The organism is Pseudomonas oryzihabitans, from assembly GCF_001518815.1.
Lineage (GTDB): Bacteria > Pseudomonadota > Gammaproteobacteria > Pseudomonadales > Pseudomonadaceae > Chryseomonas > Chryseomonas oryzihabitans_E.
Map to the genome: position 1 here is coordinate 586,194 of NZ_CP013987.1, position 24,831 is coordinate 611,024.

The following is a 24,831-nucleotide window of genomic DNA, read 5'->3' on the forward strand; positions in this document are numbered from 1 at the left end:
TGTTGTTGTCCGATACTGATCGGCCTTTCCCTCCCCGGACCCTGCGGATGTCGACTCCCACGCCACCCCTCAGCCGCTGGCTGACCCTGCTCATGGCGGTCGCCACCGGCATCGCCGTGGCCAGCAACTACTACAACCAGCCGCTGCTGCACACCATCGCCCAGCGCTTCGACCTCAGCTACACCCAGGCCGGCAGCATCGTCACCACCGCCCAGCTCAGCTATGCCGCCGGTCTCCTGCTGCTGGTGCCCCTCGGCGATCTGCTGGAGCGCCGCCGGCTGATCGTCACCATGAGCGTGATCGCCGCCGCTGGCCTGGCCCTGAGCGCCACCGCCACCAGCCTGACCTGGCTACTAGTGGGCACCGCCATGACCGGGCTCTTCTCGGTGGTGGCCCAGGTGCTGGTGCCCTTCGCCGCCACCCTGGCCGCGCCGGAGCAGCGGGGCAGGGCAGTGGGCACGGTGATGAGTGGCCTCATCCTCGGCATCCTGCTGGCCCGCACCGTGGCCGGCGCGCTCTCGTCCCTGGGCGACTGGCGTACCGTCTATGCCGTGGCGGCTGGCATGATGCTGGCGACCGCCCTGGCCCTGCGCCTGGCACTGCCGCGCTATCAGCAGTCGGCGGGCCTGAGCTATCCGCGCCTGCTGGGCTCGGTGTTCGTGCTCTTGCGCGACGAACCCCTGCACCGCCTGCGCACCCTGCTGGGCTGCCTGGGTTTCGCCGTCTTCGCGGTGTTCTGGACGCCCCTGGCCTTTCTGCTGGCCGCCGAGCCCTATGGCTTCAGCGATGGCGCCATCGGCCTGTTCGGTCTCGCCGGCGCGGTGGGCGCCCTGGCCGCCAACCTGGCCGGGCGCATGGCCGACCAGGGCAAGGGTGGTCTCGCCACCAGTATCGGCCTGGCGGCCATGGTATTGGCCTGGCTGCCCCTGGCCTTCGCCCAGACGTCCTTGGCGGCGCTGCTGCTCGGCATCCTGGTATTGGATCTCGCCGTGCAGCTCAGCCACGTCAGCAACCAGAACGTGATCTACCGCCTCCGTCCGGAAGCCCGCAGCCGCCTCAACGCCGGCTACATGACCGGCTACTTCCTTGGCGGCTCCCTGGGCTCGCTGCTGTCGGCGCGGCTGTACGAGCACTTCGGCTGGACCGGCGTGAGCCTGGCCGGCTGCCTGCTGGCGGCCACGGCGCTGGCGGTCTGGGGCCTGTTCCTGCTGCGCCAGCGCCAAACCCGGGCATGAATCGCATGCAGGGTATGCGCTGGCAAATCCAGCGCCCCGGTGTTCGCCTGCAAGTGGCGCCGATCAGCCAGCGGCTCGGATCGCCGTCGGAGAATTGCAGCCAGGTAGCGGTCGTTCCATCCTAGCCGAGCACCAACTGGACCTTGGCTGCCTTGGCTTTGTCGCCAGCAAGCTCCAGGGCAGCGGTAATGTCCTGTGCCGGAAACTGTGCCGAGAGCAGTGGCAAGGGGTCGAGTCTGCCACTTTCCAGCCAACGCACCGCCGTGGTGAATTCGTCGATGAAGCGAAAGGAGCCGACGAGTTCGATCTCTTTTACCAGCAGGGCACCGAGCGGCAATTCCACCCGAGCGGCGCCCATGCCCAGCTGCACGATGTGGCCCTTGGGCGCGGTGAACTGAACGGTGGAGGCAATGGCCGCGGGTGCCCCCGAGGCTTCGAAGGTCACGTCGAAATAGCCGCCGTCAGCCTCCCAGGCGGCTACCGCATTCTGGTCCAGCGGATCGACCACCCGGTCGGCGCCCATGGCCTGCGCCAGTTCGCGACAGCGCTCGCTGACGTCCGTACCTATCACTTCGCTGGCGCCAGCCAGCCGCGCGACCGCCATCACCAGGCAACCGATGGGGCCAGAGCCGGTCACTAGCACCCGCTTGCCCAGCAAATCACCGGCCTGGGTGACGGCGTGGAGTGCCACCGCCAGCGGTTCGGCGAACACCATCACCTCGTCACGCGCCGCTGCGGCATAGGCGATGCACTGGTGTGGCGACACGGCCACCCGGTCGCGAAAGCCGCCATCGACATGGGGATCGAACTGCGCGCTACCCATGAATTTCATCCGGCGGCAGAGGTTGCGCTTGCCTTGTAGACACAGCGTGCAGGCGTTGCACGGTTGCGAGGGATTGATAGCGACACGCTGCCCGACATGCAGGTCCAGGCCATTCAAGGGCGGTATCTGTTCCACTACCCCGACGAATTCGTGGCCAAGTACCAGTGGGTGCTTGAGAATCGACATCCCGGCCCGGCCATGCTGATAGTAGTGCAGATCGGAACCACAGATTCCTCCACGGGCGACTCTTACCAGCACCTGGGTCGCGGGATCGAAGCTCAGTTGCTGGGTTTCCACGCGCACGTCTTTGGCGCTGTGGGCCACGCACGCCTGGTTGTCTATCGTTTGCAGCGCCATGATCAGCCTCCTGGGGTCTGGGATGAAGGGCGAAGTCCGGATGGGCCGGTGTCGGCAGCGGTCTTGCGCTGTTCCGGCAGGGCGATCACCTCGATGCGCCCGACCAGGAAGCAATAGGCCAGCAGGCCGGCCAGGGCCACGCCGGCGATATAGAACATCGCGTATTGAAAGCTGTGGGTACGTTCGAGCAGCACACCGATCACCAGGGGGCTGACGACGCCTGACAGATTGCCGAAGACGTTGAGAAAGCCGCCCACCGTGCCGATGAGATGGCGCGGTATCACATCGCTGCATACCACCCAGCCCAAATTGGAAAAGGCATTGGCGAAAAACGCCAACGAGAGGATGGCGATGGCGATGACGGGTTGGTCTTCAAAGAAGTTGACCAGGCAGATGCTGGTGGTCACCGCAAGTCCGAGCATGACGGGCAGCTTGCGCGCCAGGGTGCGGGAATGGCCACGCTTGAGCAGGAAATCGCTGAGCACTCCGCCGCAGAGCACGCCACACATGGCCATGAGGTAGGGAAACATGGCGCCTATGCCGGCCTTGGCGATGGTCAGGCCCAGGCCTTTCTCCAGGTAGACGATGAACCAGGTCAGAAAGAAGTACAGCGTCGAGGACGCGGCGAACTGGGCGATGAAAAGGCCCCACAGTGTCCGCTGCCGCAGGAGGTAGCCGATGTCACGCCAACTCACCTTGGTCTTGCGGTTGCCCGGCACCTGGGCGTCGCCGCCACCGGCGCGGATGTGCTCCAGTTCAGCCGCGTTGACCCGGGTGCTCTCGCGCGGATCGCGGTAGGCCATCAGCCAGTAGATCCCGAAGACGATGCCCACTGCCCCTGAAATATAGAACGACGCCTCCCAGCCCCAGGTCAGCACGATCCAGGAGAGCACCGGCGTCAGCACGGCCAGGCCGATGTACTGGGCGCTGGAGTAGGTGGCCGTGGCCCGTGCGCGTTCGTGATCGGGAAACCAGGTGGCGATGATCTTGGTGTTCGACGGAAAGGACGGCGCTTCGGCCACCCCAACCAGCGCGCGGCACACCAGCAGCATGGCAAAGGAGGCGGCAGCGCTGGCGAACAGATGATGGGAGGCAAAGCCCATCAGCAGGGTGAACAGACTCCAGAGGATGATGGCGTAGCCGTAGAGCAGTCGTGGCCCGACGCGATCGAGCAGGTAGCCCACCGGAATCTGGCTCATGGCATAGAACCAGGTAAAGGTGGAAAACAGCAGGCCGAGTTGAGTGGCGGTCAGACCGAATTCGTCCTGGATGGCCGAGCCGGCCACCGCCAAGTTGGCCCGATCCATGTAGTTGATGGCAGTGACCACAAACAACATGGCCAAGATCCACAGACGCGCGCGAGTCGGTTTCATGAATCGCCCTTTCTTGTGCATTGTCGGGTTAGACGAGAGGGTGCGAGGCGGCGGTGGGGCTAGAGCGTGGCCAGCCAGCCACCGTCCACGTACACCATCTGCCCGTTGACATAGCGCGAGGCGGGCGCGGCCAGGAACACCGCGGTTCCCACCAACTCTTCCGGTTTGCCCCATCGATGGGTCGGATTGCTGGCCTTGACCCAGCGATCGAATTCCAGATTCTCGACCAGCGCGGCATTCATGTCGGTCAGGATGTAGCCGGGGCCGATGCCGTTGCACTGGATATCGAATTCGGCCCATTCAGCGGCCATCGCCTTGGTCAGCATTTTCACGCCGCCCTTGGCGGCGGTATAGGGCGCCACGGTTGCCCGAGCCGCTTCGCTGGTGAGCGAACCGATGTTGATGATTTTGCCGCCGCGCCCGCGTGCGATCATGCGCCGCGCGGCGGCGCGGCCAACCAGAAAAGCGCTATTGAGGTTGACGTCTAGTACCCGCTGCCAGTCGGCCAGGGACACCTCAAGCAGCGGTTCCCGATGCTGGATACCGGCATTGTTGATCACGACGTCTATCTCGACGCCTTGCTCGTCCCAGGCAGCGAATGCGGCTTCGACCGCGTTTTCGTCGGCGACGTCGAAGCAGGCGCCCAGGGCATCGTGACCGCTCGCACTCAGGCGGCCCAAGGCCGCTTGCAGGCGTTGCGGCTGAGTGCCGTTGAGAATGACGCGCGCGCCCGCTTCGGCCAGGCCTTGGGCGTAGGCAAAACCCAACCCGCGGCTCGAGCCGGTGACGAGGGCGGTGGATCCGCTGAGATCGAACAGGGAAGCCATAGGAATACCTCTCGGGTGTCTATTGTTTTTCTATTGACCCTCACTATCTCAGCTTATCATATAAGTATCAAGATGCCTCGCCTGCCTTGGGTGCCCATATTTTTCTCGAATATCGATCCGATAAGCCCTAGAGGGCTGGTTATCCAAAATACTTATATGATAAGTTTTTGGAAGGCTAGCTGATGGGACAGCCTTTTTTCAGCCTATAATATAAGTCCAAATTACCGCTTCGAGCCCAGTCATCCATGACGACCGAGAACACTGTCGACGCCATCTATGAGCGCATGAAGCGCACGATTCAGGAGGGCACCTGGCCACCGGGCGGCAAGTTGCCGTCGGAAAGCGAGCTGATTCAGGCCTTCGGCGTGAGCCGGGTTACCGTACGCAGTGCGGTGCAACGCCTGCGCGGGCTGGGCATCGTGGTCAGCCACCAGGGCAAGGGGACCTTCGTCATCGAGGATCTCGCTCGCCACGGCTTGCCTAGCGACAATCGGCCGATCATGCATCTGTCGCGCGACGAATTCGACGACATGAGGGTGTTTCGCGAAACCGTCGAGTTCCGCTGCATGGCGCTGGCGGTGACCCATGCTACCGAAGCGGATCTGCTGCGCCTGGAAGAGGCGCTCAATCGGATGCTGGTGAGCAAGGACGACTATGCGCGTTACTCCCAGGCCGATTTCGAGTTCCACTACGCCATCGCGCTGGCGTCGCACAACAAGATCTTCATCCGCGCGATGGATGCGATCCGTCCGCTGTATCTCTACTACCTCGAAGAGCTCAATCGCGTTTTGGGCATCACCCTGGAAAGCGTCAATGCCCACATCCAGGTCTATCTCGCCCTAAAGCATCGCGATGCCGAGGCCGCGGCGCGCACCCTCAACGACGCCATGAGCAGCAATCTTGACGCCCTGCAAGCGCAGGACGCTCCACGACGCCCTTAGGAGGTCCCTTGGAAGCCCTAACGATCACCAACGTAAAGACCATTCTGACCGCCCCGGGCGGCATCGACCTGGTAGTGGTCAAGATCGAGACGAATCAGCCGGGTCTCTATGGCCTGGGTTGCGCGACCTTTACCCAGCGCATCTTTGCCGTCGAGGCCGCTGTCGAGCAGTACCTCAAGCCCTTTCTGATTGGTAAGGACGCGCGGCGTATCGAAGACATCTGGCAATCCGCGGCGGTGAGCGGCTACTGGCGCAACGGTCCGGTCATGAACAATGCCCTCTCCGGGATCGACATGGCGCTCTGGGACATCAAGGGCAAGGTGGCGGGTCTACCGGTGTACGAATTATTCGGTGGCCGTTGCCGCGATGGCATTCCACTGTACCGCCACTGCGACGGCGAGGATGAAATCGCCGTCGAAGACAATGTACGCGCGGCAATGGAGCAAGGTTATCAGCACGTGCGCTGCCAGATGGGCATGTACGGCGGTTCCGGTACCGAAGACCTCAAGCTGATCGCCGGCAAGCTGGCCAAGGCCCGCAACATTCAGCCCAAGCGCTCGCCACGTGAAAAGACGCCTGGCATCTACTTCGATCCCGACGCCTATGTGCGCGCCGTGCCAAAATTGTTCGATCACCTGCGCAGCAGCCTGGGCTTTGGCGTGGAGTTCATCCATGACGTCCATGAACGCATCGCCCCCATCGCCGCCGTACAACTGGCGAAGAATCTGGAGGCTCACCAGCTGTTCTTCCTGGAGGATCCGGTGGCGCCGGAGCAGCTGGAATGGCTGAAGTTGATTCGCGGCCAGAGTTCGACGCCGCTAGCCATGGGCGAACTCTTCACCAACGTCAACGAATTCAAGCCGCTGATCGAAAACAACCTGATCGACTTCATTCGCTGCCACGTCAGTAGCGTCGGCGGTCTCACACCCGCCCGCAAGATTGCCATCTTCGCCGACTTCCATGGCGTGCGTACCGCCTGGCATGGTCCGGGCGACATCTCGCCGGTCGGCATCGCCGCCAACCTGCATCTGGATCTGGCCTCGACCAATTTCGGCATTCAGGAATGGACGCCGCTCAACGAAGCGCTCTACGAAGTCTTTCCCGGTAGCCCGGTCTTCGAGCACGGCTATGTCTATCTCAATGAACGTCCCGGTATCGGTGTGGACCTGGACGAAGAAAAGGCCAAGCGCTACCCGGTCGAGGGCGGTATTCCCAGTTGGACCAATGCCCGCCTGCCTGATGGTACCGCTGCGCGGCCTTGAACGCTGCGCTCAGGGCGCCGCCGTCAGCCGGTCGCGCAGATAGTCCGAGAACAGCTGGACGATGCGCGCCGACTGGCGGTGCTGGGGATAGACCGCATAGACGGCTGCGCTGGGCAGGGCGAAGTCTTCCAGCACCTGCACCAGCGCCCCTGAGGCCAGCGCCGCGCCGATGATGAAGGTCGGCAGCACCGCAATCCCCTGACCGGCGATGGCCGCATCTCGTACCACCTCTCCATTGTTGGCCCTGAGCTGACCCTGCATGGACAGCGCCAGCGGCTTGCCCCCACGCTGGAAACGCCATTCCACCTGCCGGCCATGACCATAGAGCAGGCAGCTGTGTCCGGCCAGATCCTCCGGCTCCATCAGCGGCGGCGCCTGGCGCAGATAGTCCGGGCTGGCACAGGTCACCAGCTGCATCTCGGTCAGCCGCTTGGCGATCAGGCTGGAATCGGCCAGGGTGCCGATGCGGATCGACATGTCGTAGCCCTCGGCGAGCAGATCCACCGCCCGGTCATTGAGATCCAGTTCGAGGCGGATCTGCGGATAGGCCGAGAAGAAGTCCGGCAGCAGGGGGCTCAGGTGCAGGGTGCCGAAGGTCATGGGCGCGCTGACCCTCAGCACGCCCTGGGGCACGGTCCGCCGGCTGGACAACAGCTCCTCGGTGTCGTTGACGTCCTCGAGGATCTTCACCGCCCGCTCATAGAGCAGCATGCCCAGTTCGGTCGCCTGCAGGCGTCGTGTGGTGCGATTGAGCAGCCGCACCCCCAGACTTTCCTCCAGTGCCATGGTCCGCCGACTGACGAACTGCTTGGACAGCCCCAGCTTGTCGGCGGCGGCGGTGAAGCTGCCCTCGTTCAGGGTAGTGACGAACAGGCGCAGGTCTTCGAAGTTCATGGCGGCATCCAGGCAGCGGGCGGGCTTTCGCGAGCGATCGAGTGGCCGTCATTGTGCCAAATCCGTAAGCCCATGACCGTGGCATCGCGGCCCTGCCATCAAAGCGATCGCCCAAAAGAAAACCCCCTCACCACCTTGCGGTGAGGAGGGGGCCTTGGCGGTAGCCGTGACTCAGACGTTGAAGCGGAAGTGCATGACGTCACCGTCCTTGACGATGTACTCCTTGCCTTCCAGGCGCCACTTGCCGGCTTCCTTGGCGCCGTTCTCGCCCTTGAAGGCGATGAAGTCGTCATAGGCCACCACTTCGGCGCGGATGAAGCCCTTCTCGAAATCGGTGTGGATGGCCGCGGCCGACTGGGGCGCGGTGGCGCCGACGCGGACGGTCCAGGCGCGGACTTCCTTCACCCCTGCGGTGAAGTAGGTCTGCAGGTTGAGTAGTTCGTAGCCGGCGCGGATCACCCGGTTCAGGCCTGGCTCTTCCATGCCCATGGATTCGAGGAACATCTGCTTTTCCTCGTCGTCGTCCAGTTCGGCGATCTCCGCCTCGATCTTGTTGCAGACCGGTACCACCACGGCGCCTTCTTCCTCGGCGATGGCGCGGACCACGTCCAGGTGCGGGTTGTTCTCGAAGCCGTCTTCAGCGACGTTGGCGATGTACATCACCGGCTTGCTGGTCAGCAGGTGGAAGCTGCGCACCAGGCGCTTCTGCTCGTCATCCAGGCCCTTCAGCAGGCTGCGGGCGGGCTTGCCGGCCTCGAAGTGGGGGATCAGCTTTTCCAGCAGGGCCTTTTGCGCCAGGGCTTCCTTGTCGCCGCCCTTGGCGTTGCGGGTGACGCGCTGCAGCTGCTTCTCGCAGCTGTCGAGGTCAGCGAAGATCAATTCCAGGTCGATCACCTCGATGTCCCGCTTGGGGTCGACCGAGTTTGACACGTGGATGACGTTCTCGTCTTCGAAGCAGCGCACCACGTGGGCGATGGCATCGGTCTCGCGGATGTTGGCGAGAAACTTGTTGCCCAGGCCTTCACCCTTGGAGGCGCCCGCCACCAGACCGGCGATGTCGACGAATTCCATGGTGGTGGGGATCACCCGCTCGGGCTTGACGATTTCCGCCAGGGCGTTCAGCCGCGCATCGGGCATGGGCACGATGCCGCTGTTGGGCTCGATGGTGCAGAAAGGGAAGTTTTCCGCCGCGATACCAGATTGGGTCAGGGCATTGAACAGGGTGGACTTGCCGACGTTGGGCAGGCCGACGATGCCGCAATTGAATCCCATGGTGTGTGTCCTCGCGGAAGAAAAGGAAGAGGGTAGGGTAGGTCAGGCCTTGCGGCTGTGCAGGCGTTGCATGGCGCGGGTCAGGTCACCGGCCAGCAGCTCCGGAACGACATCCAGGGCAGCGTCGATGCTGTTGTCGAGCAGCTCCTGCTCGCTGCGCGGCGCGCGGCCCAGCACGAAATTGGAGACCAGGCTGGCGTGGCCCGGATGGCCGATGCCCAGGCGCAGGCGCTGGAAACCGTTCTGATTGCCAAGCTGGGCGATGATGTCGCGCAGCCCGTTGTGGCCGCCATGGCCGCCGCCGGTCTTGAGGCGCGCGGTGCCGGGTGGCAGGTCGAGTTCGTCATGGGCCACCAGGATGGCCGCCAGCGGAATACGGAAAAAGCCGGCGAGCGCCGCCACGGCCTGGCCGCTACGGTTCATGTAGGTAGTGGGGATGAGCAGACGAACGTCGTTGCCCGCGTGGCGAAAGCGCCCCACGAGGCCGTGATACTTGCGCTCGACAGCCAGGCTCGCGCCTTGGGCGGCTGCCAGTCGCTCAACGAAAAGGGCCCCTGCATTGTGCCGGGTCTGGTCGTATTCAGGGCCTGGATTACCCAGGCCGACGATCAGTTGGACGGCAGTCATGTCAGGAGCCCTTCTCTTTCAGGCGTGCGAGAACTTACTCGGCAGCGCCTTCTTCGGCACCGTCAGCAGCTTCTTCACGGATGCGCGGCAGGTGGATGCTGGCAACCGGCAGATCGCTGCCGTGGGCCAGGGATACCAGCTCGACGCCAGCCGGGACATTCAGATCGCTCAGGTGAATGATCTGGTCCAGCTCGACCTTGGCCATGTCGACTTCGATGAATTCCGGCAGGTCTTTCGGCAGGCAGGAAACTTCGACTTCGTTGATGGTGTGCAGGATCTCGCCACCCTGTTGCTTCACGCCCACGGAGGATTCCTGGTTCATGAAGTGCAGCGGGACGTGAGCGGTCAGCTTCTGGTCAGCGATGACGCGCAGGAAGTCGGCGTGCATGACGTAGCCCTTGGAGGGGTGACGCTGCAGAGCCTTGACCAGTACGCTTTCGTTGCTGCCACCAACCTTCAGGGTGATGACGCTGGCGAAGGCAGCTTCGCTTTCCAGCATCTTGGCCAGGTCTTTGCCGACCAGGGTGATGGAAGTCGGGGCCTTGTCGCCACCGTAGATCACGGCAGGAACGTTACCGGCGTTACGACGCAGGCGGCGGCTCGCACCTTTCCCCAGGTCGGAACGCACTTCGGCATTCAGAGTGAAATCAACCATTGTGAATCTCCAGGATAAGGAATCGGCAGACCGAGACTTGCGACCAGTTCTACGGCCCTACCGACTAAAAAGCCCCGGTAGGCCATCACGGCCTTCCGGGGCGCTTCCAGAGCGGCTGTTCCTTAACGGAACATCGCGCTGATGGATTCTTCGTTACTGATCCGGCGTACCGCCTCGGCCACCACCGGCGCGATGTCCAGCTGGCGGATACGGCTGCAGGCCTGAGCCGCGGCGGACAACGGGATGGTGTTGGTCACCACCAGTTCGTCCAGCACGGAGTTGTCGATGTTCTCGATGGCGCGACCCGACAGCACCGGATGGGTGCAGTAGGCCAGGACCTTGGCGGCACCGTGTTCCTTCAGGGCCTTGGCCGCGTGGCACAGGGTGCCGGCGGTATCGACCATGTCGTCGACCAGCACGCAGGTGCGGTCCTGGATGTCACCGATGATGTGCATCACTTCCGACTGGTTGGCCTTGGGGCGACGCTTGTCGATGATCGCCAGGTCCACACCCAGGCTCTTGGCCACGGCACGCGCACGCACCACGCCGCCGATGTCCGGGGAGACGATCATCAGGTTTTCGAAACGCTGGTCTTCGATGTCATCCACCAGGGCGGGGGAGCCGTAGATGTTGTCCACGGGAATATCGAAGAAGCCTTGGATCTGGTCGGCGTGCAGGTCGACGGTGAGCACTCGATTGATGCCCACCACGGTCAGCATGTCGGCCACGACCTTGGCGCTGATGGCGACCCGCGCGGAACGCGGACGGCGATCCTGGCGCGCATAGCCGAAATAGGGGATGACTGCGGTGATACGAGTCGCCGAGGAGCGGCGGAAGGCATCGGCCATCACCACCAGTTCCATCAGGTTGTCGTTGGTCGGCTCGCAGGTGGGCTGGATGATGAAGACATCCTTGCCCCGTACGTTCTCGTTGATTTCGACGCTGATCTCGCCATCGGAAAATTTTCCGACGGAGACGTCACCGAGAGGGATGTGCAGCTGGCGCACGATGCGCCGTGCCAGATCGGGGTTGGCGTTCCCCGTGAAGACCATCATCTTGGACACGCTGCAGTTCCTGCGGCTTGAGGTGGGTCTTGGAAGGAAAATGGCAGGGGCGGCTGGATTCGAACCAACGCATGGCAGGATCAAAACCTGCTGCCTTACCGCTTGGCGACGCCCCTGTATCTTGCAGAGTACTAGCTGTACTCATTCTCTGGTCAGGCTTGCCAGCGCCCGGTGCAACATTGACGTGTTGCTGCCTTTGGCTACGAAGCCTGGAAGTGATGCTGGTAGCTGGCTAGCTACTGTATCAGCTTCGGTCTTATTTGGAAAGCTTCCAAATATGCAACCTCCAGTGCCGGTTAATCTAGCTGAAACAAATTTGTTTAGCAAGATCAAAGCGTTACGAATTTCTGGGTAACGCCTTTCGACCGTACTCTGGCAGTCGTTTCGACCTGACCACTTGAGAACGGCGCAAACTTTAATGGCGGGAGTGTCCCGTGTCAACAGCGGATCTGAAAAAATTTCTGCTGTACTTACAGAGACTTGCGGTACCGCCACGAGATACCAGGGTTCCGGCGGCGCGACGGGGGTGAGCTTTTCACCCACGCCCTCGGCGAAGGCGGCCTGGCCACGGACGAATACCGGCACGTCGGCGCCCAGGCGCAGCCCCAGAGCGGCCAGGTCATCGAGACTGGCGTCCAGGCCCCAGAGGTGATTCAGGCCAAGCAGGGTAGTGGCGGCATCCGAGCTGCCGCCACCGATGCCGCCGCCCATGGGCAGGCGCTTGGTCAGCCAGAGGTCGGCGCCCTGGCGGGTACCGCTTTCTTCCTGCAGCAGGCGAGCCGCGCGCAGGATGAGATTCTGTTCCAGGGCGACACCCGGCAGGCCGTCATGCAACTGCAATTCGCCGTCATCGCGTCCGGCAAAGCCCAGGTCGTCGCCCCAGTCGAGAAACTGAAACAGCGTCTGCAGTTCGTGATAACCATCCGGACGGCGGCCGAGGATATGCAGGAACAGATTGAGCTTGGCGGGCGCCGGCAGGGTGAAGGCGGGTGCCACGGTCATTTGCCCAGCTCGCGCGGCTGCCAGTTCTTCACCACCAGGATGACTTCCAGGTCCTTGCCGGTGAGCTTGAGGCGCTCGGGCAGGGTGTAGCCGTTCTGCTCGGTGTAACGGGTGTATTCGACGGTCCAGCCGTCCTGCACCAGGCGCGCCAGGTGGCTGTCGGCGTCCAGGGTCAGCTGGCTGCGGCTGTCCGGGGCCGGCAGGCCACGCACCCACCAGAGCAGGTGCGAGACCGGCAGGCGCCAGCCGAGCTGCTGTTCCAGCAGGGCCTCGGGGGAGTCGGCCTGATAGCTGCCCTGACCCGAGACGTCGAGCGTGACGGCGCCCGGACGACCGGTGAGGCGGGTGGCGCCGCGACCCAGGGGGCCGGCCAGGCGGATGTCGTAGTAGTCCTGGCGCTGCAGCCAGAACAGGGTGCCGCTGCCGGAGTCGCGCGGGGCGCGGATGCCGACCTTGCCGTCGATCTGCCAGCCATCGAGGGCGGAGATACGTTTTTTATGAGCCTGCCATTGGGCGGCGTTGCCCTGGCCTTCCACGGCCTCCTGGTGGGAGGTGCTGGCGCAACCGGCCAGCAGGGCGAGCAGGAGCAGGGTGAAGAGGGTACGCGCGCGGATCATCGGAGGGTTTCGCTTCCAGTCAGGCGTTTGAGGGTGTTGCGCAGGATGGCGTCATCGGCGTCGGCGTCGAGGCCCACGCGCCAGACCTTGCGCGCTTCGCTGTGCTTGCCTTGGGTCCAGAGCACCTCGCCCAGATGGGCGGCCACTTCCGCGTCGGGGAAGCGTTCGTAGGCCTGGCGCAGATAGCGTTCGGCATCGGCCAGCTGGCCCTGGCGATAGCGGATCCAGCCCATGCTGTCGAGGATGGCCGGGTCGTCCGGGCTCAATTGATGCGCCTTGTCGATCAGCTGGCGCGCTTCAGCCAACCGGGGCGTGCGATCGGCCAGGGTGTAGCCGAGGGCATTGAGGGCCATGGCGTTGTCGGGGTCGTGGGCGATGATGTAGCGCAGGTCGCTTTCCAGCTGCCCGAGATCACCCCGCTTTTCCGCCAGCATGGAACGGACATAGAGCAGGTTGAGGTCGTTGGGATACTGCTGCAGGGCCTGCTGCACGGTCTGGTCGGCGAGGGCGGTCTGGTCGGCACTGGCCAGGCCTTCGACTTCCAGCAGATAGAGCGGCACGGCGTATTCGCTCTGGCGCTTGCGGGCTTCGGCCAGGCGCTGGCGGGCCTCGGCGATGCGGCCGCTACCGAGCAGGATTTCCGTCTGGCGCTGCTGGGCGGCCAGATAATCGGTGCCTGGACCGACCTGGGTGTATTCGGCCAGCGCCTGCTCGGGCTGGTCGAGTTCCTCGTAGCTGCGCCCCAGATTGAGGTGCGCGGCGTCCACATGGCTGCCGCGGTCGATCAGTTCCTTGAGGTAGATCTGGGCTTCGCGCCAGGCCTGGGCTTCCAGGCAGACCAGCGCCAGGGAGAATCTCAGGTCGTCATCGTCCGGAAACTGGGCGACCAGTTCGGCGAATTCGCGCTTGGCCTGGTCCAGGCGATCCAGCTCCACCAGCAGCCGGGCATGGGCCAGGCGCAGGCGGCGATCTTCCGGATGCTGGCGGATGCCGGCTTCGAGCAGCGGCAGGGCCTCGGCGCTGCGGTCCTGGCTTTGCAGCAGGCGCGCGCGCAGGAGCAAAGGGGCCACTTCCCGCTTGGCCGCCGGATTGCGCTCCAGCAATTTCAGCGCCTCGTCAGCGCGGCCGTCCTGCTGCAGCAGCAGGGCCTTGCCGAACAGCAGCTGGCCGTTATGCGGATATTTGGACAGCAGCCGATCGAAGCTCTTGAGCAGGCCGGCGCGGGTGGTCTCGTCGGTTTCCGCCGCGGACAGGGCAAGGAAATCGAAGTGGGTGTCACCCTGGCCCCGGAGCACGCGCTCCATGTAGGCCATGGACTCGTCATAGCGACCGGCGCGGGCCAACATGATGGCGGCGGCACGCTGGGCGTCCAGGTTGTCCGGAGCATTGCGGGCCCAGATCTGCGCGGTTTCCAGTGCCGGGGTATCGGCACCCAGGTACTCAGCGATGCGGAAGGCGCGCTCGGCGACGCCCGGATCCTGGGTCGACTTGGCCTGCTCGACATAGTTGGTCAGGGCGATGTCGAACCGGTTGCGCTGCCCCGCCAGCTCGCCGACCAGCAGGTCATAGAGGGTGTCTTCGCGAAAGGAGCCGGCCGGTTGCGGCGTGCTCGTCTTGGCGGTGGGCGGCGGGATGGCGGCGGCGGGCGTCGGCTGACGGCCGAGGTTCTGGCAGCCGGCGAGCAGCAGGGCGGTCGTCAGCAGCGCAAGGTATCTGGTCATAGGGTCGGGGCGGCCTTTTTACAGTCGGTCCATCATGCCACAAGAGTCGCCGTAGCCGCGTCGCGCATGCGCAGCGGCCGGCCGAGAAGTGCGGTGGTCGAGGCTGTTGACGCCTTTTGTCCGGCAAGATTCATTTGCCCAGGCTATGACACCCATTGTCCGACGTCTCGTCGCTGCTGGTTGTCGCCACCGCGCGCCCATAGGACAATGTCCGGCTTTCCTATCCGTTCGACTGCTTGCGTCCATGGCCTTTCTCGCGCTCGGCATCAATCACAAGACCGCCTCGGTTGAGGTGCGCGAACGTGTGGCTTTCACTCCGGAGCAGACGGTCGAAGCCCTGCGCCAGCTGGAGCAGGCCACCCACAGTCGCGAAGCGGCGATTCTCTCCACCTGCAATCGCAGCGAACTCTATCTGGAGCTGGAGCCCAGTCTGGCGGAGGCCGTGCTGGCCTGGCTCGCCCAGTACCACCGGGTCCCCCTGGAAGATTTGCGCGCCAGCATCTATCTGCACCAGGACGAGGCCGCGGTACGGCACATGATGCGCGTGGCCGCGGGGCTGGACTCCATGGTACTGGGCGAACCGCAGATCCTTGGTCAGCTCAAGTCGGCCTATGCCGTGGCCCGCGAGGCCGGTACCGTCGGTCCGCTGCTGGGGCGCCTGTTCCAGGCCACCTTCAACACCGCCAAGGCGGTACGTACCGACACCGCGATCGGTGAGAACCCGGTGTCGGTGGCCTTTGCCGCGGTCAGCCTGGCCAAGCAGATCTTCAGCGACCTCAGCCGCAGCCAGGCCCTGCTGATCGGCGCCGGCGAGACCATCACCCTGGTCGCCCGTCACCTCCATGAACAGGGCGTGCGGCGTATCGTCGTTGCCAACCGAACCCTGGAGCGCGCCAGCCACCTGGCGGAAGAGTTCGGCGCCCATACCGTGCTCTTGGCCGACATTCCCGACGAACTGGTCAACAGCGACATCGTCATCAGCTCCACTGCTAGCCAGTTGCCGATCCTCGGCAAGGGCGCGGTGGAGCGGGCGCTCAAGCAGCGTCGCCACAAGCCCATTTTCATGGTCGATATCGCCGTGCCGCGCGACATCGAGCCGGAGGTGAGCGAGCTGGAAGACGTCTACCTCTATACGGTGGACGATCTCCACGAGGTGGTGGCGGAAAATCTCAAGAGTCGCCAGGGCGCCGCCCAGGCGGCCGAGAAGCTGGTGCTGGCCGGGGTCGAGGACTTCATGCAGCGGCTGCGCGAGCGCGCCGCGGTGGACGTGGTCCGCGCCTATCGCCAGCAGGGCGAGCAGATCCGTGATGACGAGCTGGCCCGCGCCCAGCGCCAGCTGGCCAATGGCGCCGATCCCCAGGAAGCCCTGGCGGCCCTGGCACGCAGTCTCACCAACAAGCTGATGCACGCACCGAGCGTGCAGCTCAAGAAATTATCCGCCGAGGGGCGCGTCGACGCGCTGACCCTGGCTCAGGAACTCTTCGCCCTCGACGAGGGTTTGGACAAGACATGAAGACCTCTCTGTTGCACAAGCTCGACGGTCTGCAGGACCGCTTCGAGGAGCTGACCGCGCTGTTGGGCGACGCCGAAGTCATCAGCGACCAGACCCAGTTCCGTGCCTATTCCAAGGAATACGCCGAACTCGAGCCGGTCAGCCAGGCGTTCATCGAATACCGCAAGGTGCAGGCCGACCTGGAGGGTGCCCAGGCGCTGCTCAAGGACAGCGATCCGGATCTGCGCGAGATGGCCGAAGAAGAGGTGACCAGCGCCAAGGCGCGGTTGCAGGAACTGGAAGACGAGCTGCAGCGCATGATGCTGCCGCGGGATCCCAACGACGGCCGCAACGTCTTCCTGGAAATCCGTGCCGGTACCGGTGGCGACGAGGCGGCGATCTTTGCCGGTGATCTGTTCCGCATGTATTCGCGCTATGCCGAACGCCAGGGCTGGCGCCTCGAAGTGCTCTCGGAGAACGAGGGCGAGCACGGCGGCTTCAAGGAAGTCATCGCCCGGGTCGAAGGCGACAGCGTCTACGCCAAGCTCAAGTTCGAGTCCGGTGCGCACCGGGTGCAGCGGGTCCCAGAAACCGAGTCCCAGGGCCGCATCCACACCTCGGCCTGCACCGTGGCGGTGCTGCCCGAGCCCGACGAGCAGCAGGCCATCGAGATCAATCCGGCCGATCTGCGGGTCGACACCTATCGCTCCTCCGGCGCAGGCGGCCAGCACGTCAACAAGACCGACTCGGCCGTGCGCATCACCCACCTGCCCACCGGCATCGTGGTGGAATGCCAGGAAGAGCGCTCGCAGCACAAGAACCGCGCCAAGGCCATGGCCTGGCTGTCGGCCAAGCTCAACGACCAGCAGGATGCGGCGGCGCACAAGGAAATGTCCGACACCCGCCGGCTGCTGGTGGGATCGGGTGACAGATCCGAGCGCATTCGCACCTACAACTTCCCCCAGGGCCGGGTGACCGATCACCGCATCAACCTGACCCTCTATTCCCTGGGCGAGGTGGTCAATGGCGATGTCCAGCAGGTCATAGATCCGCTGTTGCAGGAATACCAGGCCGACCAGCTGGCCGCACTGGGGGACTGACCCATGGCTACCATCGGCGCCCTGTTGCGCGAAAGCCAGCTACCGGACTCCCCTAGCGCCCGCCTCGACGTGGAGCTGCTGCTGGCCGCCGCCCTGGACAAGCCGCGCAGCTACCTGCGCACCTGGCCGGAAAAGCTGGTGCCGCGCGAGGCCCTGGCGCGCTTTCGGACCGACCTCGAGCGGCGCCAGCAGGGTGAGCCGGTGGCCTACATCCTTGGCCAGCAGGGCTTCTGGTCGCTGGATCTGGAAGTGAGCGCCGACACCCTGATTCCCCGGCCCGACACCGAGGTGCTGGTGGAGACTGCCCTGGCACTGCCACTGGCCGACGAGATGCGGGTGCTGGATCTGGGCACCGGTACCGGCGCCATCGCCCTGGCCCTGGCCCATGAGCGGCCGCGCTGGCAGATCAGCGGCGTGGATCGCATCCCGGCGGCGGTGGCCCTGGCCCAGCGCAATGCCGAGCGCCTGCGCCTGGGCAATGTCACCTTTCAGCAGAGTCACTGGTTCGCCGCCCTGAACGGGCAGCGCTTCGAGCTGATCGTCAGCAACCCCCCCTATATCGCCGGCAGTGATCGCCATCTGGAGGAGGGCGATGTGCGCTTCGAGCCGCGCAGCGCCCTGGTCGCCGGCGCCGATGGCCTGGACGATATTCGCGAGCTGATTGCGGCAGCGCCCGATCACCTGCATCCCGGTGGCTGGCTGTGGCTGGAACACGGTTTCGAGCAGGCCGGCGCGGTGCGGGAATTGCTGGCCCGCCAGGGCTTCACCGAGGTCGAGAGCCGCCATGATCTGGGCGGCCACGAGCGTATCAGCGGAGGCCGCTGGCCATGCTGAGCGATGGCGAACTGCTGCGTTACAGCCGGCAGATCCTGCTGGCCCAGGTCGATATCGCCGGACAATTGCGGCTGAAAGAAGCCAAGGTGCTCATCGTCGGCCTTGGCGGCCTGGGATCGCCGGTGGCGCTCTATCTGGCGGCAGCCGGCGTTGGTGAATTGCATCTGGCCGACTTCGATCGGGTCGACCTGAGCAATCTGCAACGCCAGGTACTGCACGATGAAACCCTGATCGGCCAGACCAAGGTGGATTCCGCGCTGCAACGGCTGACGGCGCTCAATCCCGAGGTGCGCCTGGTGCCGCTGCGCGAGGCGCTGGACGCCGACAGCCTGGCGGCTCGAATCGCGGCGGTGGATCTGGTGCTGGACTGCTCGGACAACTTCACCACCCGAGCGGCGGTGAATGCCGCCTGCGTGGCCACGGGGCGTCCGCTGGTCAGCGGCGCGGCCATTCGCCTGGAAGGCCAGCTCAGTGTCTTCGATCCGCGCCGCGCTGACAGTCCCTGCTACCACTGCCTCTATGGCGAGGGCAGCGAGGCCGAACTCAGTTGCAGCGAGGCCGGGGTGCTCGGGCCCGTGGTAGGGCTGGTCGGCAGTCTGCAGGCGCTCGAAGCGCTCAAGCTACTGGCCGGCTTCGGCGAGCCCCTGATCGGTCGCCTGCTGCTGGTGGACGCGGCGGGCAGTCGCTTCCGTGAATTGCGGGTCAAGCGCGATCCGGGTTGCCCGGTGTGCGGCGCCCGTCATGGCTGACGAGGCACCGGTCGGGGTCTTCGACTCGGGCGTCGGCGGCCTGTCGGTGCTGGCGGAGATCAGGCGGCTATTGCCGGCGGAAACCCTGCATTACGTCGCCGATTGCGGCCATATCCCCTATGGCGAAAAGACTCCGGCCTTTATCCGTGAGCGCTGCCAGCTGATCGCGGCGCGACTGTATGAACAAGGGGCCAAGGCGCTGGTGGTGGCCTGCAATACCGCTACCGTGGCGGCGGTCGCCGATCTGCGCGAGCGCTATCCCCGGTGGCCCATCGTCGGCATGGAGCCGGCGGTAAAGCCCGCCGCGGCGGCCACCCGCAATGGTCGGGTCGGCGTCCTGGCGACCACGGGAACGTTGCAGAGCGCCAAGTTCGCCGCCTTGCTGGACAGATTCGCCCTGGGCATTCAGGTCCTGACCCAGCCCTGTCCGGGGCTGGTGGAGCAAGTCGAGCGTGGCGATCTGCTGGGCCCCGAGACCCGAAGGTTGCTGCAGGGTTTTCTCGAACCGCTGCTGGCGGCGGAGTGCGACACCCTGATCCTGGGCTGCACCCACTATCCCTTCCTGCGGCCCCTGCTGGCCGAGCTGGTGCCGCCAGAGGTCATCCTGGTGGACACCGGTGCCGCCGTGGCGCGCCGTCTGCAAAGTCTCCTTCTGCTGGAGGGGCGTCTGGCAAGCGGGCCGGCCGGGCCGACGCGCCTCTGGACTTCGGGCAGCCCCGCCGAGCTGAGGGCGGTGCTACCGCCGCTGTGGCCGGAAGGGGCCGTGGTACAGGCGTTCGTCTGACGTTTCCACATCCTTTTCACTCGCCAAAGCCCTGTTCAGCGACTAGCATTCAGCCCTGTAGGTAAAAAGTCGAAGCCTGTGAACCCCTTCACGACTTCGGGGTCAATGCTGGCGGTTAGAAAAAACTAGAAACATTCACAAGGGCACTCTCATGAACAAATTGCTTTCCTTCGCAGTAGCCACCGCGCTTTCGCTGGGTGGAGTGGCGTCGGTGCAGGCCGTGGAGCTCACTGGTGCGGTCGGGGCAACCAGCCAGAACGGCATGACCTATCGCATCGGGGCCGGCTGGAACTGGGACAAGAGCTGGTGGGAAAGCTCCACTGGCCGCCTGACCGGTTATTGGGACGCCGGTTACACCTACTGGGAAGGCGACAATGGCCGTTCTTCAGATCAGCATTCGCTGTCCTTCGCCCCGGTATTCGTCTACGAATTCGGCCAGGGTCATGTGAAGCCCTTCGTCGAGGCCGGTATCGGCGTCGCCGTATTCTCCAGCACCAAGGTCGGCGAGCAGGACCTGGGGTCGGCCTTCAACTTCGAAGACCGCATCGGCCTGGGTCTGAAGATCGGCGATACCCAGCGCGTCGGTATCCGTGCGACTCACTATTCCAACGCCGGCATCAAGCAGCCTAACGATGGCATCGAGTCCTATGCGCTGTTCTACAGCCACACGCTCTGATTCCGAGCTGGTATGAAAAAAGCCGGACCTAGTCCGGCTTTTTTGTTTCCGCCTTGCGCGCCATGCCGCGGTAGGTGGCTAGCGCCCGTTGGCGGCTTTCGCCCAGGTCCACCAGCGGTGGCAGATAGCGCTCCCCCGGGGTGTGCACGGCCTTGCCCCTCAGCCCGGCCAGCTCCGGCACCCAGGTGCGCACATAATCACCGCGTGCATCGATCTTCATGGCCTGGGTATGGGGATTGAACACCCGGAAGTAGGGCACCGAATCGGTACCCGTCGAGGCGCTCCACTGCCAGCCGCCATTGTTGGAGGCCAGGTCGCCATCGATGAGATGACGCATGAACCAGCGCTCGCCCTCGCGCCAGTCGATCAGCAGATTCTTGCAGAGGAACATGGCGGTCAGCATGCGCATGCGATTGTGCATCCAGCCCGTCTGCAGCAGCTGACGCATGGCCGCATCGATGAGGGGAATGCCGGTGCGCCCCTGTTGCCAGGCGGCGAGGCCTTCAGGGTCATCACGCCAGGGCAGGGCGGCAAGGTCCCGATTGAAGGGTTGGTTGCGCGAAACCCAGGGATAGCCCACCAGGACATGGCGATAGAATTCGCGCCACAACAATTCAGTGATCCAGGTAGCCGCACCCTGGCGACCGCCACTGAGCAGGCCGTCGTTGGCGTTGACCGCGGCCTGCAGGCACTGCCGTGGTGTCAGCACTCCTGCATTCAGATAGGCCGACAGCTGACTGGTACCCGGTTCGAACGGGATGTCCCGGGCCTGGTGATAGTCTTCCAGATCGTCCCGGATGAAGGCCTCCAGCCGCTGGAGCGCCGCCTCTTCACCCGCCGGCCACAGCTGTCGCACCTCGGGCGATGTCTCGGCGAAGCCGTCGACCCCGGTGGGCAGCTCATCCGCCTGAATGGTGGCGGCCTGCTGCCGGTCCGGCGCCGGCAGGGGCATCGGCAAGCCCGTTTCCAGGCGCGCAAGGCACGTCTTCCTGAATTGCCCGAAGACCTTGAAATAGCCACCGCTCTTGGTCAATACCGTACCGGGGGCGAACAGGGTCTGGTCCAGATAGCGGTGGGCAGTAAGGCCCGCCTGCTCGAACGCCTCAGCCACGGCGTCATCCCGGGCGGCTTCGTTCACCCCGTATTCGTCGTTGAAATGCAGATGTTCGAGACCCTGTTCCCTGGCCAGGTCGAGCAGCACCTGGGGCGCTTGCTCCCAGCGCTCCGCACGCCGGATCAGCAGAGGGATGCCCAGTGTCTTGAGCGTCTCGCGCAGCTTGGCGAGGTTGCGCAACCAGAAGTCGACCTTGACCGCGGCCTCGTCATGTTCCCGCCACTGGGCAGGACTCAGCAGAAAGACGGCGACGACCTGTCCCTGTTCAGCGGCAGCATGCAGGGCGGGATGGTCATGGGTACGCAAGTCGGTACGGAACCAGACGAGCTGGCTCATGCATAGCGTTCCTGACGCAGCAAGCCGGCGCTCTGCAGGCGATCGAAGGCCTCACCCGGACCGCGTGCCGGTGCGGCATCGGCGGTAAGGGATTCACCCAGCGCGCCCAGCGTCAGGCAGGGACGGGCGTGGCGATTGGCAAAGGCCTGCAGCTGACGACGCAGCTCACTGTCGGGGCGACTGTCGCGGCAAAGCACCAGTGCCCTGGGATCGAGCCGTTCGACCAGGCGATCTAGGTTGCTGACGGGAAGCGACCACTCGATGAGTTCGACGGGGCAGTCCGCTGCGCTGATCAGCCAGGCACAGAGCCAGAGCGAGACGTTCATTGGCGTATCGTCGAGATTGAGCAACACCAGCGGCGCCCCTCGCAGGTTGTGCTGGCTGTGATAGATCCGCGCGCCCAGCTTGCTGCGCAGCCAGGATTGGAAGAACACCTGCTGCAGACGGCCATCGTCGGTGGCCTGGCTGAGTCGCTCCAGCTCGCGCAGCAGGGGCGATAGCAACTGATCCAGCAGTACCCGAGGTGGATAGAGGGAAGCCGCGCGATTGTAGGCTTCGTCCAGGGCGCGTGAGGCGAGTCGGCCAGTGGCGTCCATCATCTCCTGGTGGATGCCCTGCCAGGGCGTGTCGCTGGGCACCACCGCCGGCCGCTGCTCATCGAGCAGGCCCTTGACCTGGCTGACCGCCACGCCTCGGGCGATCCAGGCCAGGATCTGCTGCACCCGGACCACGTGGGCCTCGCTGTACAGCCGGTGCCCCTTGGGTGTGCGCTTGGGGACCAGCAGGCCGTAACGCCGCTCCCAGGCTCTCAGGGTCACGGCGTTGACCCCGGTCCGCCGGGCAATTTCCCGGATGGGCAGCCAGCCCTCGTGCAGGGCCGATTGATAGTCCTGCTCTTCATCGCGTGGCGGTGAAGGCAAGGGGGTGGCGCTAGATGGCATTTCGCAGACTCAGACGTTCAGGGTGCGGTTGTAGATAGGCCTGCTCGTTCACATAACGATCCGGATGCTGGCGGAAGTGGTGCTTGAGCAAGGTCAGGGGCACCACCAGGGGGACGATGCCCTCATGGTATTGCTCGATCAGCTGCTGCATCTCCTGCTTCTCGCTGTCACTCAGTGCGCGGCGCAGGTAACCGAAGAGATGGTAGAGCACATTGCAGTGGGTACCGCGGGTGGCGCACTTCTTCAGTGCAGCCATCAGGCCGCTGAAATACTCCTGGCCCAGCTCATCGAGATTACGCTGGCCGATGCTGCCTACCAGTTGCCCAAGGGCTCGAGCGCGATGAGCATCATGGGCCATGAGCTGGTACTTGTAGCGCGAATGATAGGACAGCAGGGCCCGTGCCGTCAGACCCTGTTGCACCAGCTGCAGCCAGTGGGCATGGGCGAAGACGCGCGTGACGAAGTTTTCCCGCAGGACCGGATCGTTCAGGCGACCCGCCTCTTCGACCGGCAGGTCCGGTCGTAGACGCATGATGGCGGCGGCGAACAGGCCACGGCCGTCGGTTTCGCTGCCCTGGCCGTTGGCGTGATAGACCTTGACCCGCTCCATGCCGCAAGAGGGTGACTTTTGCATGAAGATGAAGCCGGACAGGTCAGCGAGTTCGCCCGCCATCTTTTCGCCATAGGCAGTAAGGGCGGCGGTCACGTCCAGGCTCGGATCGAGCGTGCCAACGGCGCGTGGCGCCTGGGAGTCGCCGACCAGACGGATGGGTTCGCGCGGGGTGCCGAGGCCGATGGCCATCTCCGGGCAGACCCGGACGAAATCGAAGTGCTCGGCGAAGGTCTGGCTACAGAGCCGGGATTCCTTGTGTCCACCGTTGTAGCGGACTTCGTCACCCAGCAGGCAGGCACTGATACCCAGGCGCGGACGGGACAGGCTGGAGGGAGAGGTATAAGGCATGGAGATCCCCTGTCGTGTATTTTCTTGTACAAGGTTTTTCTATTTGTACAAGTTTCGTGCAACTTTCGACAGGGGCCTACGCCAAAAGATTCGCCGCAGGTTACAAACGGCGTGCGCTTCGTCGCTTAATCCAAACTGCCCAGGAGTTGCTGCGCTGCCTCATGACCACTCAACCAGGCTCCTTCCACTCGACCGCTGGAGCACCAGTCGCCACAGACGAAGACGCCCATGTCGGGATCGGCCAGGGCGCCCCACTGGTGCGGCTGCGCCGGTCGGGCATAGAGCCAGCGATGCGCCAGGGTAAAGCTGGGGGCCGGCAGCGGGCAGCCGATCAGCTCGGCGAAGGCGCCATGCAGGCGTTCGATCACCTCCTCCTTGGAGGCATCGAGGTGCGCCTTGCTCCAGGCGCTGGTGGCGTGCAGCACCCAGGTGTCCAGGGTGGTGTCGCGCTCTGGCTTGCAGCGATTGCGTGCCAGCCAGTCCAGTTCGCTACCCTGCACGAAGCAGCCTTCCACCGGCGTCTGCAACGGCGTGGCGAAGGCCAGGGCCACCGACCAGGTCGGCTCCATGCTCACCCCCGCCACGGTCGCCGCCAGCTTGGGCACGCTGGACAGCAGGGCAGTGGCCTGGGGCGCCGGCATGGCGATGACGACCTGGGCGAAGGGACCGTGGGTCTCGCCGCTGGCATCCAGCAGGTGCCAGTGCTGGGCACCGCGAAAGACCTCGGTGATGCGGCAGTCGAAGCTGACTGGCAGATCGGCCAGCAGGTGACGGGTGATGGCGCTCATGCGCGGTACCCCGACCCAGCGGGGTTGTTCGTCCTGGGACGGACTCAGACGCCCTTCGCGGTACTGGTAGAGCACCGGATTCCATTCGGCCGCGCAGCCGGCCCGCCGCCACTCGTTGAGGGCGTCGATGAAGCGGCGGTCGCGTGCGGTGAAATACTGGGCACCCAGGTCGAGGGCGCCGGCCTCGCTTCTCTTGCTGGCCATGCGGCCGCCGCTGCCGCGGCTCTTGTCGAAGATCTGGACCTGCTGCCCGGCGCGAATCAGCGTTTGAGCAGCGGCAAGTCCGGCTATTCCTGCGCCAACGATGGCGATAGGGGCAGTCATGATGGACCTCGCTTGTCTGACGATGCGCCCTTGTCGAACGTTTACGCGTGCAAGGGCTCTAC

Annotated in this window: 24 protein-coding genes and 1 tRNA gene; 9 read left to right on the plus strand and 16 right to left on the minus strand. The window is 64.5% G+C overall.

The features are described 5' to 3' along the window. Window positions 1-47: 47 nt before the first annotated feature. Window positions 48-1,235 carry an MFS transporter gene (locus APT59_RS02720; RefSeq protein ID WP_059313437.1) on the plus strand — a complete coding sequence of 396 codons (1,188 nt, stop codon included), beginning with the start codon at window positions 48-50 and terminating at the stop codon, window positions 1,233-1,235. A gap of 121 nt (window positions 1,236-1,356) precedes the next feature. On the opposite strand, the gene idnD is transcribed toward APT59_RS02720, so the two are convergent. The 3 genes from idnD to APT59_RS02735 all read right to left on the minus strand — a co-directional run bounded on the left by idnD (window position 1,357) and on the right by APT59_RS02735 (window position 4,615). Beyond that, window positions 1,357-2,415 carry an L-idonate 5-dehydrogenase gene (idnD, locus tag APT59_RS02725; RefSeq protein WP_059313438.1) on the minus strand — a complete coding sequence of 353 codons (1,059 nt, stop codon included), beginning with the start codon at window positions 2,413-2,415 and terminating at the stop codon, window positions 1,357-1,359. A gap of 2 nt (window positions 2,416-2,417) precedes the next feature. Further along, the gene (locus APT59_RS02730; RefSeq protein WP_237140563.1) at window positions 2,418-3,752 is read right to left on the minus strand and encodes an MFS transporter; all 1,335 of its coding nucleotides are present in this window, start codon (window positions 3,750-3,752) and stop codon (window positions 2,418-2,420) included. Between the two features lie 95 nt (window positions 3,753-3,847). Beyond that, on the minus strand, window positions 3,848-4,615 hold the full coding sequence (locus APT59_RS02735; RefSeq protein ID WP_059313440.1) for an SDR family oxidoreductase: 768 nt from the start codon (window positions 4,613-4,615) through the stop codon (window positions 3,848-3,850). A gap of 245 nt (window positions 4,616-4,860) precedes the next feature. Here APT59_RS02735 and APT59_RS02740 point away from each other — a divergent pair, with 245 nt between their 5' ends. Beyond that, window positions 4,861-5,556: a FadR/GntR family transcriptional regulator gene (locus tag APT59_RS02740; RefSeq protein ID WP_059313441.1), complete on the plus strand. Its 696-nt coding sequence runs from the start codon at window positions 4,861-4,863 to the stop codon at window positions 5,554-5,556. A gap of 8 nt (window positions 5,557-5,564) precedes the next feature. Further along, on the plus strand, window positions 5,565-6,818 hold the full coding sequence (locus tag APT59_RS02745; RefSeq protein ID WP_059313442.1) for an enolase C-terminal domain-like protein: 1,254 nt from the start codon (window positions 5,565-5,567) through the stop codon (window positions 6,816-6,818). 9 nt (window positions 6,819-6,827) lie between these two features. Here APT59_RS02745 and APT59_RS02750 read toward each other — a convergent pair whose 3' ends face one another. The 9 genes from APT59_RS02750 to APT59_RS02790 form a co-directional block, all read right to left on the minus strand. Further along, complete coding sequence (locus APT59_RS02750; RefSeq protein ID WP_059313443.1) at window positions 6,828-7,712, minus strand: LysR family transcriptional regulator; 885 nt, start codon at window positions 7,710-7,712, stop codon at window positions 6,828-6,830. A 171-nt stretch (window positions 7,713-7,883) separates the two neighbouring features. Further along, window positions 7,884-8,984, minus strand: coding sequence for a redox-regulated ATPase YchF (ychF, locus tag APT59_RS02755; RefSeq protein ID WP_059313444.1), 1,101 nt, complete (start codon window positions 8,982-8,984; stop codon window positions 7,884-7,886). Window positions 8,985-9,026: 42 nt separating this feature from the next. After that, complete coding sequence (pth, locus tag APT59_RS02760) at window positions 9,027-9,611, minus strand: aminoacyl-tRNA hydrolase (protein ID WP_059313445.1); 585 nt, start codon at window positions 9,609-9,611, stop codon at window positions 9,027-9,029. 34 nt (window positions 9,612-9,645) lie between these two features. Beyond that, complete coding sequence (locus tag APT59_RS02765; RefSeq protein WP_059313446.1) at window positions 9,646-10,266, minus strand: 50S ribosomal protein L25/general stress protein Ctc; 621 nt, start codon at window positions 10,264-10,266, stop codon at window positions 9,646-9,648. 122 nt (window positions 10,267-10,388) lie between these two features. Next, window positions 10,389-11,330: a ribose-phosphate pyrophosphokinase gene (locus APT59_RS02770; RefSeq protein ID WP_017641089.1), complete on the minus strand. Its 942-nt coding sequence runs from the start codon at window positions 11,328-11,330 to the stop codon at window positions 10,389-10,391. Between the two features lie 41 nt (window positions 11,331-11,371). Continuing rightward, window positions 11,372-11,446: transfer RNA gene (locus tag APT59_RS02775), tRNA-Gln, on the minus strand. Between the two features lie 25 nt (window positions 11,447-11,471). Beyond that, window positions 11,472-12,332 carry a 4-(cytidine 5'-diphospho)-2-C-methyl-D-erythritol kinase gene (gene ispE, locus APT59_RS02780; protein WP_420480497.1) on the minus strand — a complete coding sequence of 287 codons (861 nt, stop codon included), beginning with the start codon at window positions 12,330-12,332 and terminating at the stop codon, window positions 11,472-11,474. Next, window positions 12,329-12,949: a lipoprotein insertase outer membrane protein LolB gene (gene lolB, locus APT59_RS02785; protein WP_059313447.1), complete on the minus strand. Its 621-nt coding sequence runs from the start codon at window positions 12,947-12,949 to the stop codon at window positions 12,329-12,331. The genes ispE and lolB overlap by 4 nt, the downstream gene beginning before the upstream one ends. Then, a complete protein-coding gene (locus APT59_RS02790; protein WP_059313448.1) occupies window positions 12,946-14,670 on the minus strand; it encodes a tetratricopeptide repeat protein in 1,725 nt (574 codons plus the stop codon). Before APT59_RS02790 ends, lolB begins: the two co-directional genes overlap by 4 nt. 244 nt (window positions 14,671-14,914) lie before the next feature. Between APT59_RS02790 and hemA the strand changes: the two genes are divergently transcribed. The 6 genes from hemA (at window position 14,915) to APT59_RS02820 (ending at window position 20,305) form a co-directional block, all read left to right on the plus strand. Next, the gene (gene hemA, locus APT59_RS02795) at window positions 14,915-16,183 is read left to right on the plus strand and encodes a glutamyl-tRNA reductase (protein WP_059313449.1); all 1,269 of its coding nucleotides are present in this window, start codon (window positions 14,915-14,917) and stop codon (window positions 16,181-16,183) included. Further along, window positions 16,180-17,262: a peptide chain release factor 1 gene (gene prfA, locus APT59_RS02800; protein ID WP_059313450.1), complete on the plus strand. Its 1,083-nt coding sequence runs from the start codon at window positions 16,180-16,182 to the stop codon at window positions 17,260-17,262. Before hemA ends, prfA begins: the two co-directional genes overlap by 4 nt. Before the next feature lie 3 nt (window positions 17,263-17,265). After that, window positions 17,266-18,096, plus strand: coding sequence for a peptide chain release factor N(5)-glutamine methyltransferase (gene prmC / locus APT59_RS02805; RefSeq protein ID WP_059313451.1), 831 nt, complete (start codon window positions 17,266-17,268; stop codon window positions 18,094-18,096). After that, the gene (locus tag APT59_RS02810; RefSeq protein WP_059313452.1) at window positions 18,090-18,845 is read left to right on the plus strand and encodes a molybdopterin-synthase adenylyltransferase MoeB; all 756 of its coding nucleotides are present in this window, start codon (window positions 18,090-18,092) and stop codon (window positions 18,843-18,845) included. The genes prmC and APT59_RS02810 overlap by 7 nt, the downstream gene beginning before the upstream one ends. Next, a complete protein-coding gene (gene murI / locus APT59_RS02815; protein WP_059313453.1) occupies window positions 18,838-19,629 on the plus strand; it encodes a glutamate racemase in 792 nt (263 codons plus the stop codon). Before APT59_RS02810 ends, murI begins: the two co-directional genes overlap by 8 nt. 151 nt (window positions 19,630-19,780) lie before the next feature. After that, a complete protein-coding gene (locus APT59_RS02820) occupies window positions 19,781-20,305 on the plus strand; it encodes an acyloxyacyl hydrolase (protein ID WP_059313454.1) in 525 nt (174 codons plus the stop codon). 28 nt (window positions 20,306-20,333) lie between these two features. On the opposite strand, the gene APT59_RS02825 is transcribed toward APT59_RS02820, so the two are convergent. From APT59_RS02825 to APT59_RS02840, 4 genes are all read right to left on the minus strand, one after another. Further along, entirely contained in the window at window positions 20,334-21,755 is a 1,422-nt protein-coding gene (locus tag APT59_RS02825; protein WP_059313455.1) for a cryptochrome/photolyase family protein, read from the minus strand. Beyond that, complete coding sequence (locus tag APT59_RS02830; RefSeq protein WP_237140564.1) at window positions 21,752-22,696, minus strand: MerR family transcriptional regulator; 945 nt, start codon at window positions 22,694-22,696, stop codon at window positions 21,752-21,754. The genes APT59_RS02825 and APT59_RS02830 overlap by 4 nt, the downstream gene beginning before the upstream one ends. After that, on the minus strand, window positions 22,686-23,657 hold the full coding sequence (locus tag APT59_RS02835) for a YbgA family protein (RefSeq protein WP_059313457.1): 972 nt from the start codon (window positions 23,655-23,657) through the stop codon (window positions 22,686-22,688). Before APT59_RS02835 ends, APT59_RS02830 begins: the two co-directional genes overlap by 11 nt. Before the next feature lie 125 nt (window positions 23,658-23,782). Beyond that, window positions 23,783-24,769 carry an NAD(P)/FAD-dependent oxidoreductase gene (locus tag APT59_RS02840; protein ID WP_059313458.1) on the minus strand — a complete coding sequence of 329 codons (987 nt, stop codon included), beginning with the start codon at window positions 24,767-24,769 and terminating at the stop codon, window positions 23,783-23,785. Between the last annotated feature and the right edge of the window lie 62 nt (window positions 24,770-24,831).

Excerpts from the sequence above, each read along its gene's own strand:
- APT59_RS02720 (WP_059313437.1), top strand. The coding sequence starts at position 48 with ATGTCGACTCCCACGCCACCCCTCAGCCGCTGGCTGACCCTGCTCATG.
- idnD (WP_059313438.1), bottom strand. The coding sequence starts at position 2,415 with ATGGCGCTGCAAACGATAGACAACCAGGCGTGCGTGGCCCACAGCGCC.
- APT59_RS02730 (WP_237140563.1), bottom strand. The coding sequence starts at position 3,752 with ATGTTGTTTGTGGTCACTGCCATCAACTACATGGATCGGGCCAACTTG.
- APT59_RS02735 (WP_059313440.1), bottom strand. The coding sequence starts at position 4,615 with ATGGCTTCCCTGTTCGATCTCAGCGGATCCACCGCCCTCGTCACCGGC.
- APT59_RS02740 (WP_059313441.1), top strand. The coding sequence starts at position 4,861 with ATGACGACCGAGAACACTGTCGACGCCATCTATGAGCGCATGAAGCGC.
- APT59_RS02750 (WP_059313443.1), bottom strand. The coding sequence starts at position 7,712 with ATGAACTTCGAAGACCTGCGCCTGTTCGTCACTACCCTGAACGAGGGC.
- ychF (WP_059313444.1), bottom strand. The coding sequence starts at position 8,984 with ATGGGATTCAATTGCGGCATCGTCGGCCTGCCCAACGTCGGCAAGTCC.
- pth (WP_059313445.1), bottom strand. The coding sequence starts at position 9,611 with ATGACTGCCGTCCAACTGATCGTCGGCCTGGGTAATCCAGGCCCTGAA.
- APT59_RS02765 (WP_059313446.1), bottom strand. The coding sequence starts at position 10,266 with ATGGTTGATTTCACTCTGAATGCCGAAGTGCGTTCCGACCTGGGGAAA.
- ispE (WP_420480497.1), bottom strand. The coding sequence starts at position 12,332 with ATGACCGTGGCACCCGCCTTCACCCTGCCGGCGCCCGCCAAGCTCAAT.
- lolB (WP_059313447.1), bottom strand. The coding sequence starts at position 12,949 with ATGATCCGCGCGCGTACCCTCTTCACCCTGCTCCTGCTCGCCCTGCTG.
- APT59_RS02790 (WP_059313448.1), bottom strand. The coding sequence starts at position 14,670 with ATGACCAGATACCTTGCGCTGCTGACGACCGCCCTGCTGCTCGCCGGC.
- hemA (WP_059313449.1), top strand. The coding sequence starts at position 14,915 with ATGGCCTTTCTCGCGCTCGGCATCAATCACAAGACCGCCTCGGTTGAG.
- prfA (WP_059313450.1), top strand. The coding sequence starts at position 16,180 with ATGAAGACCTCTCTGTTGCACAAGCTCGACGGTCTGCAGGACCGCTTC.
- prmC (WP_059313451.1), top strand. The coding sequence starts at position 17,266 with ATGGCTACCATCGGCGCCCTGTTGCGCGAAAGCCAGCTACCGGACTCC.
- APT59_RS02810 (WP_059313452.1), top strand. The coding sequence starts at position 18,090 with ATGCTGAGCGATGGCGAACTGCTGCGTTACAGCCGGCAGATCCTGCTG.
- murI (WP_059313453.1), top strand. The coding sequence starts at position 18,838 with ATGGCTGACGAGGCACCGGTCGGGGTCTTCGACTCGGGCGTCGGCGGC.
- APT59_RS02820 (WP_059313454.1), top strand. The coding sequence starts at position 19,781 with ATGAACAAATTGCTTTCCTTCGCAGTAGCCACCGCGCTTTCGCTGGGT.
- APT59_RS02825 (WP_059313455.1), bottom strand. The coding sequence starts at position 21,755 with ATGAGCCAGCTCGTCTGGTTCCGTACCGACTTGCGTACCCATGACCAT.
- APT59_RS02830 (WP_237140564.1), bottom strand. The coding sequence starts at position 22,696 with ATGCCATCTAGCGCCACCCCCTTGCCTTCACCGCCACGCGATGAAGAG.
- APT59_RS02835 (WP_059313457.1), bottom strand. The coding sequence starts at position 23,657 with ATGCCTTATACCTCTCCCTCCAGCCTGTCCCGTCCGCGCCTGGGTATC.
- APT59_RS02840 (WP_059313458.1), bottom strand. The coding sequence starts at position 24,769 with ATGACTGCCCCTATCGCCATCGTTGGCGCAGGAATAGCCGGACTTGCC.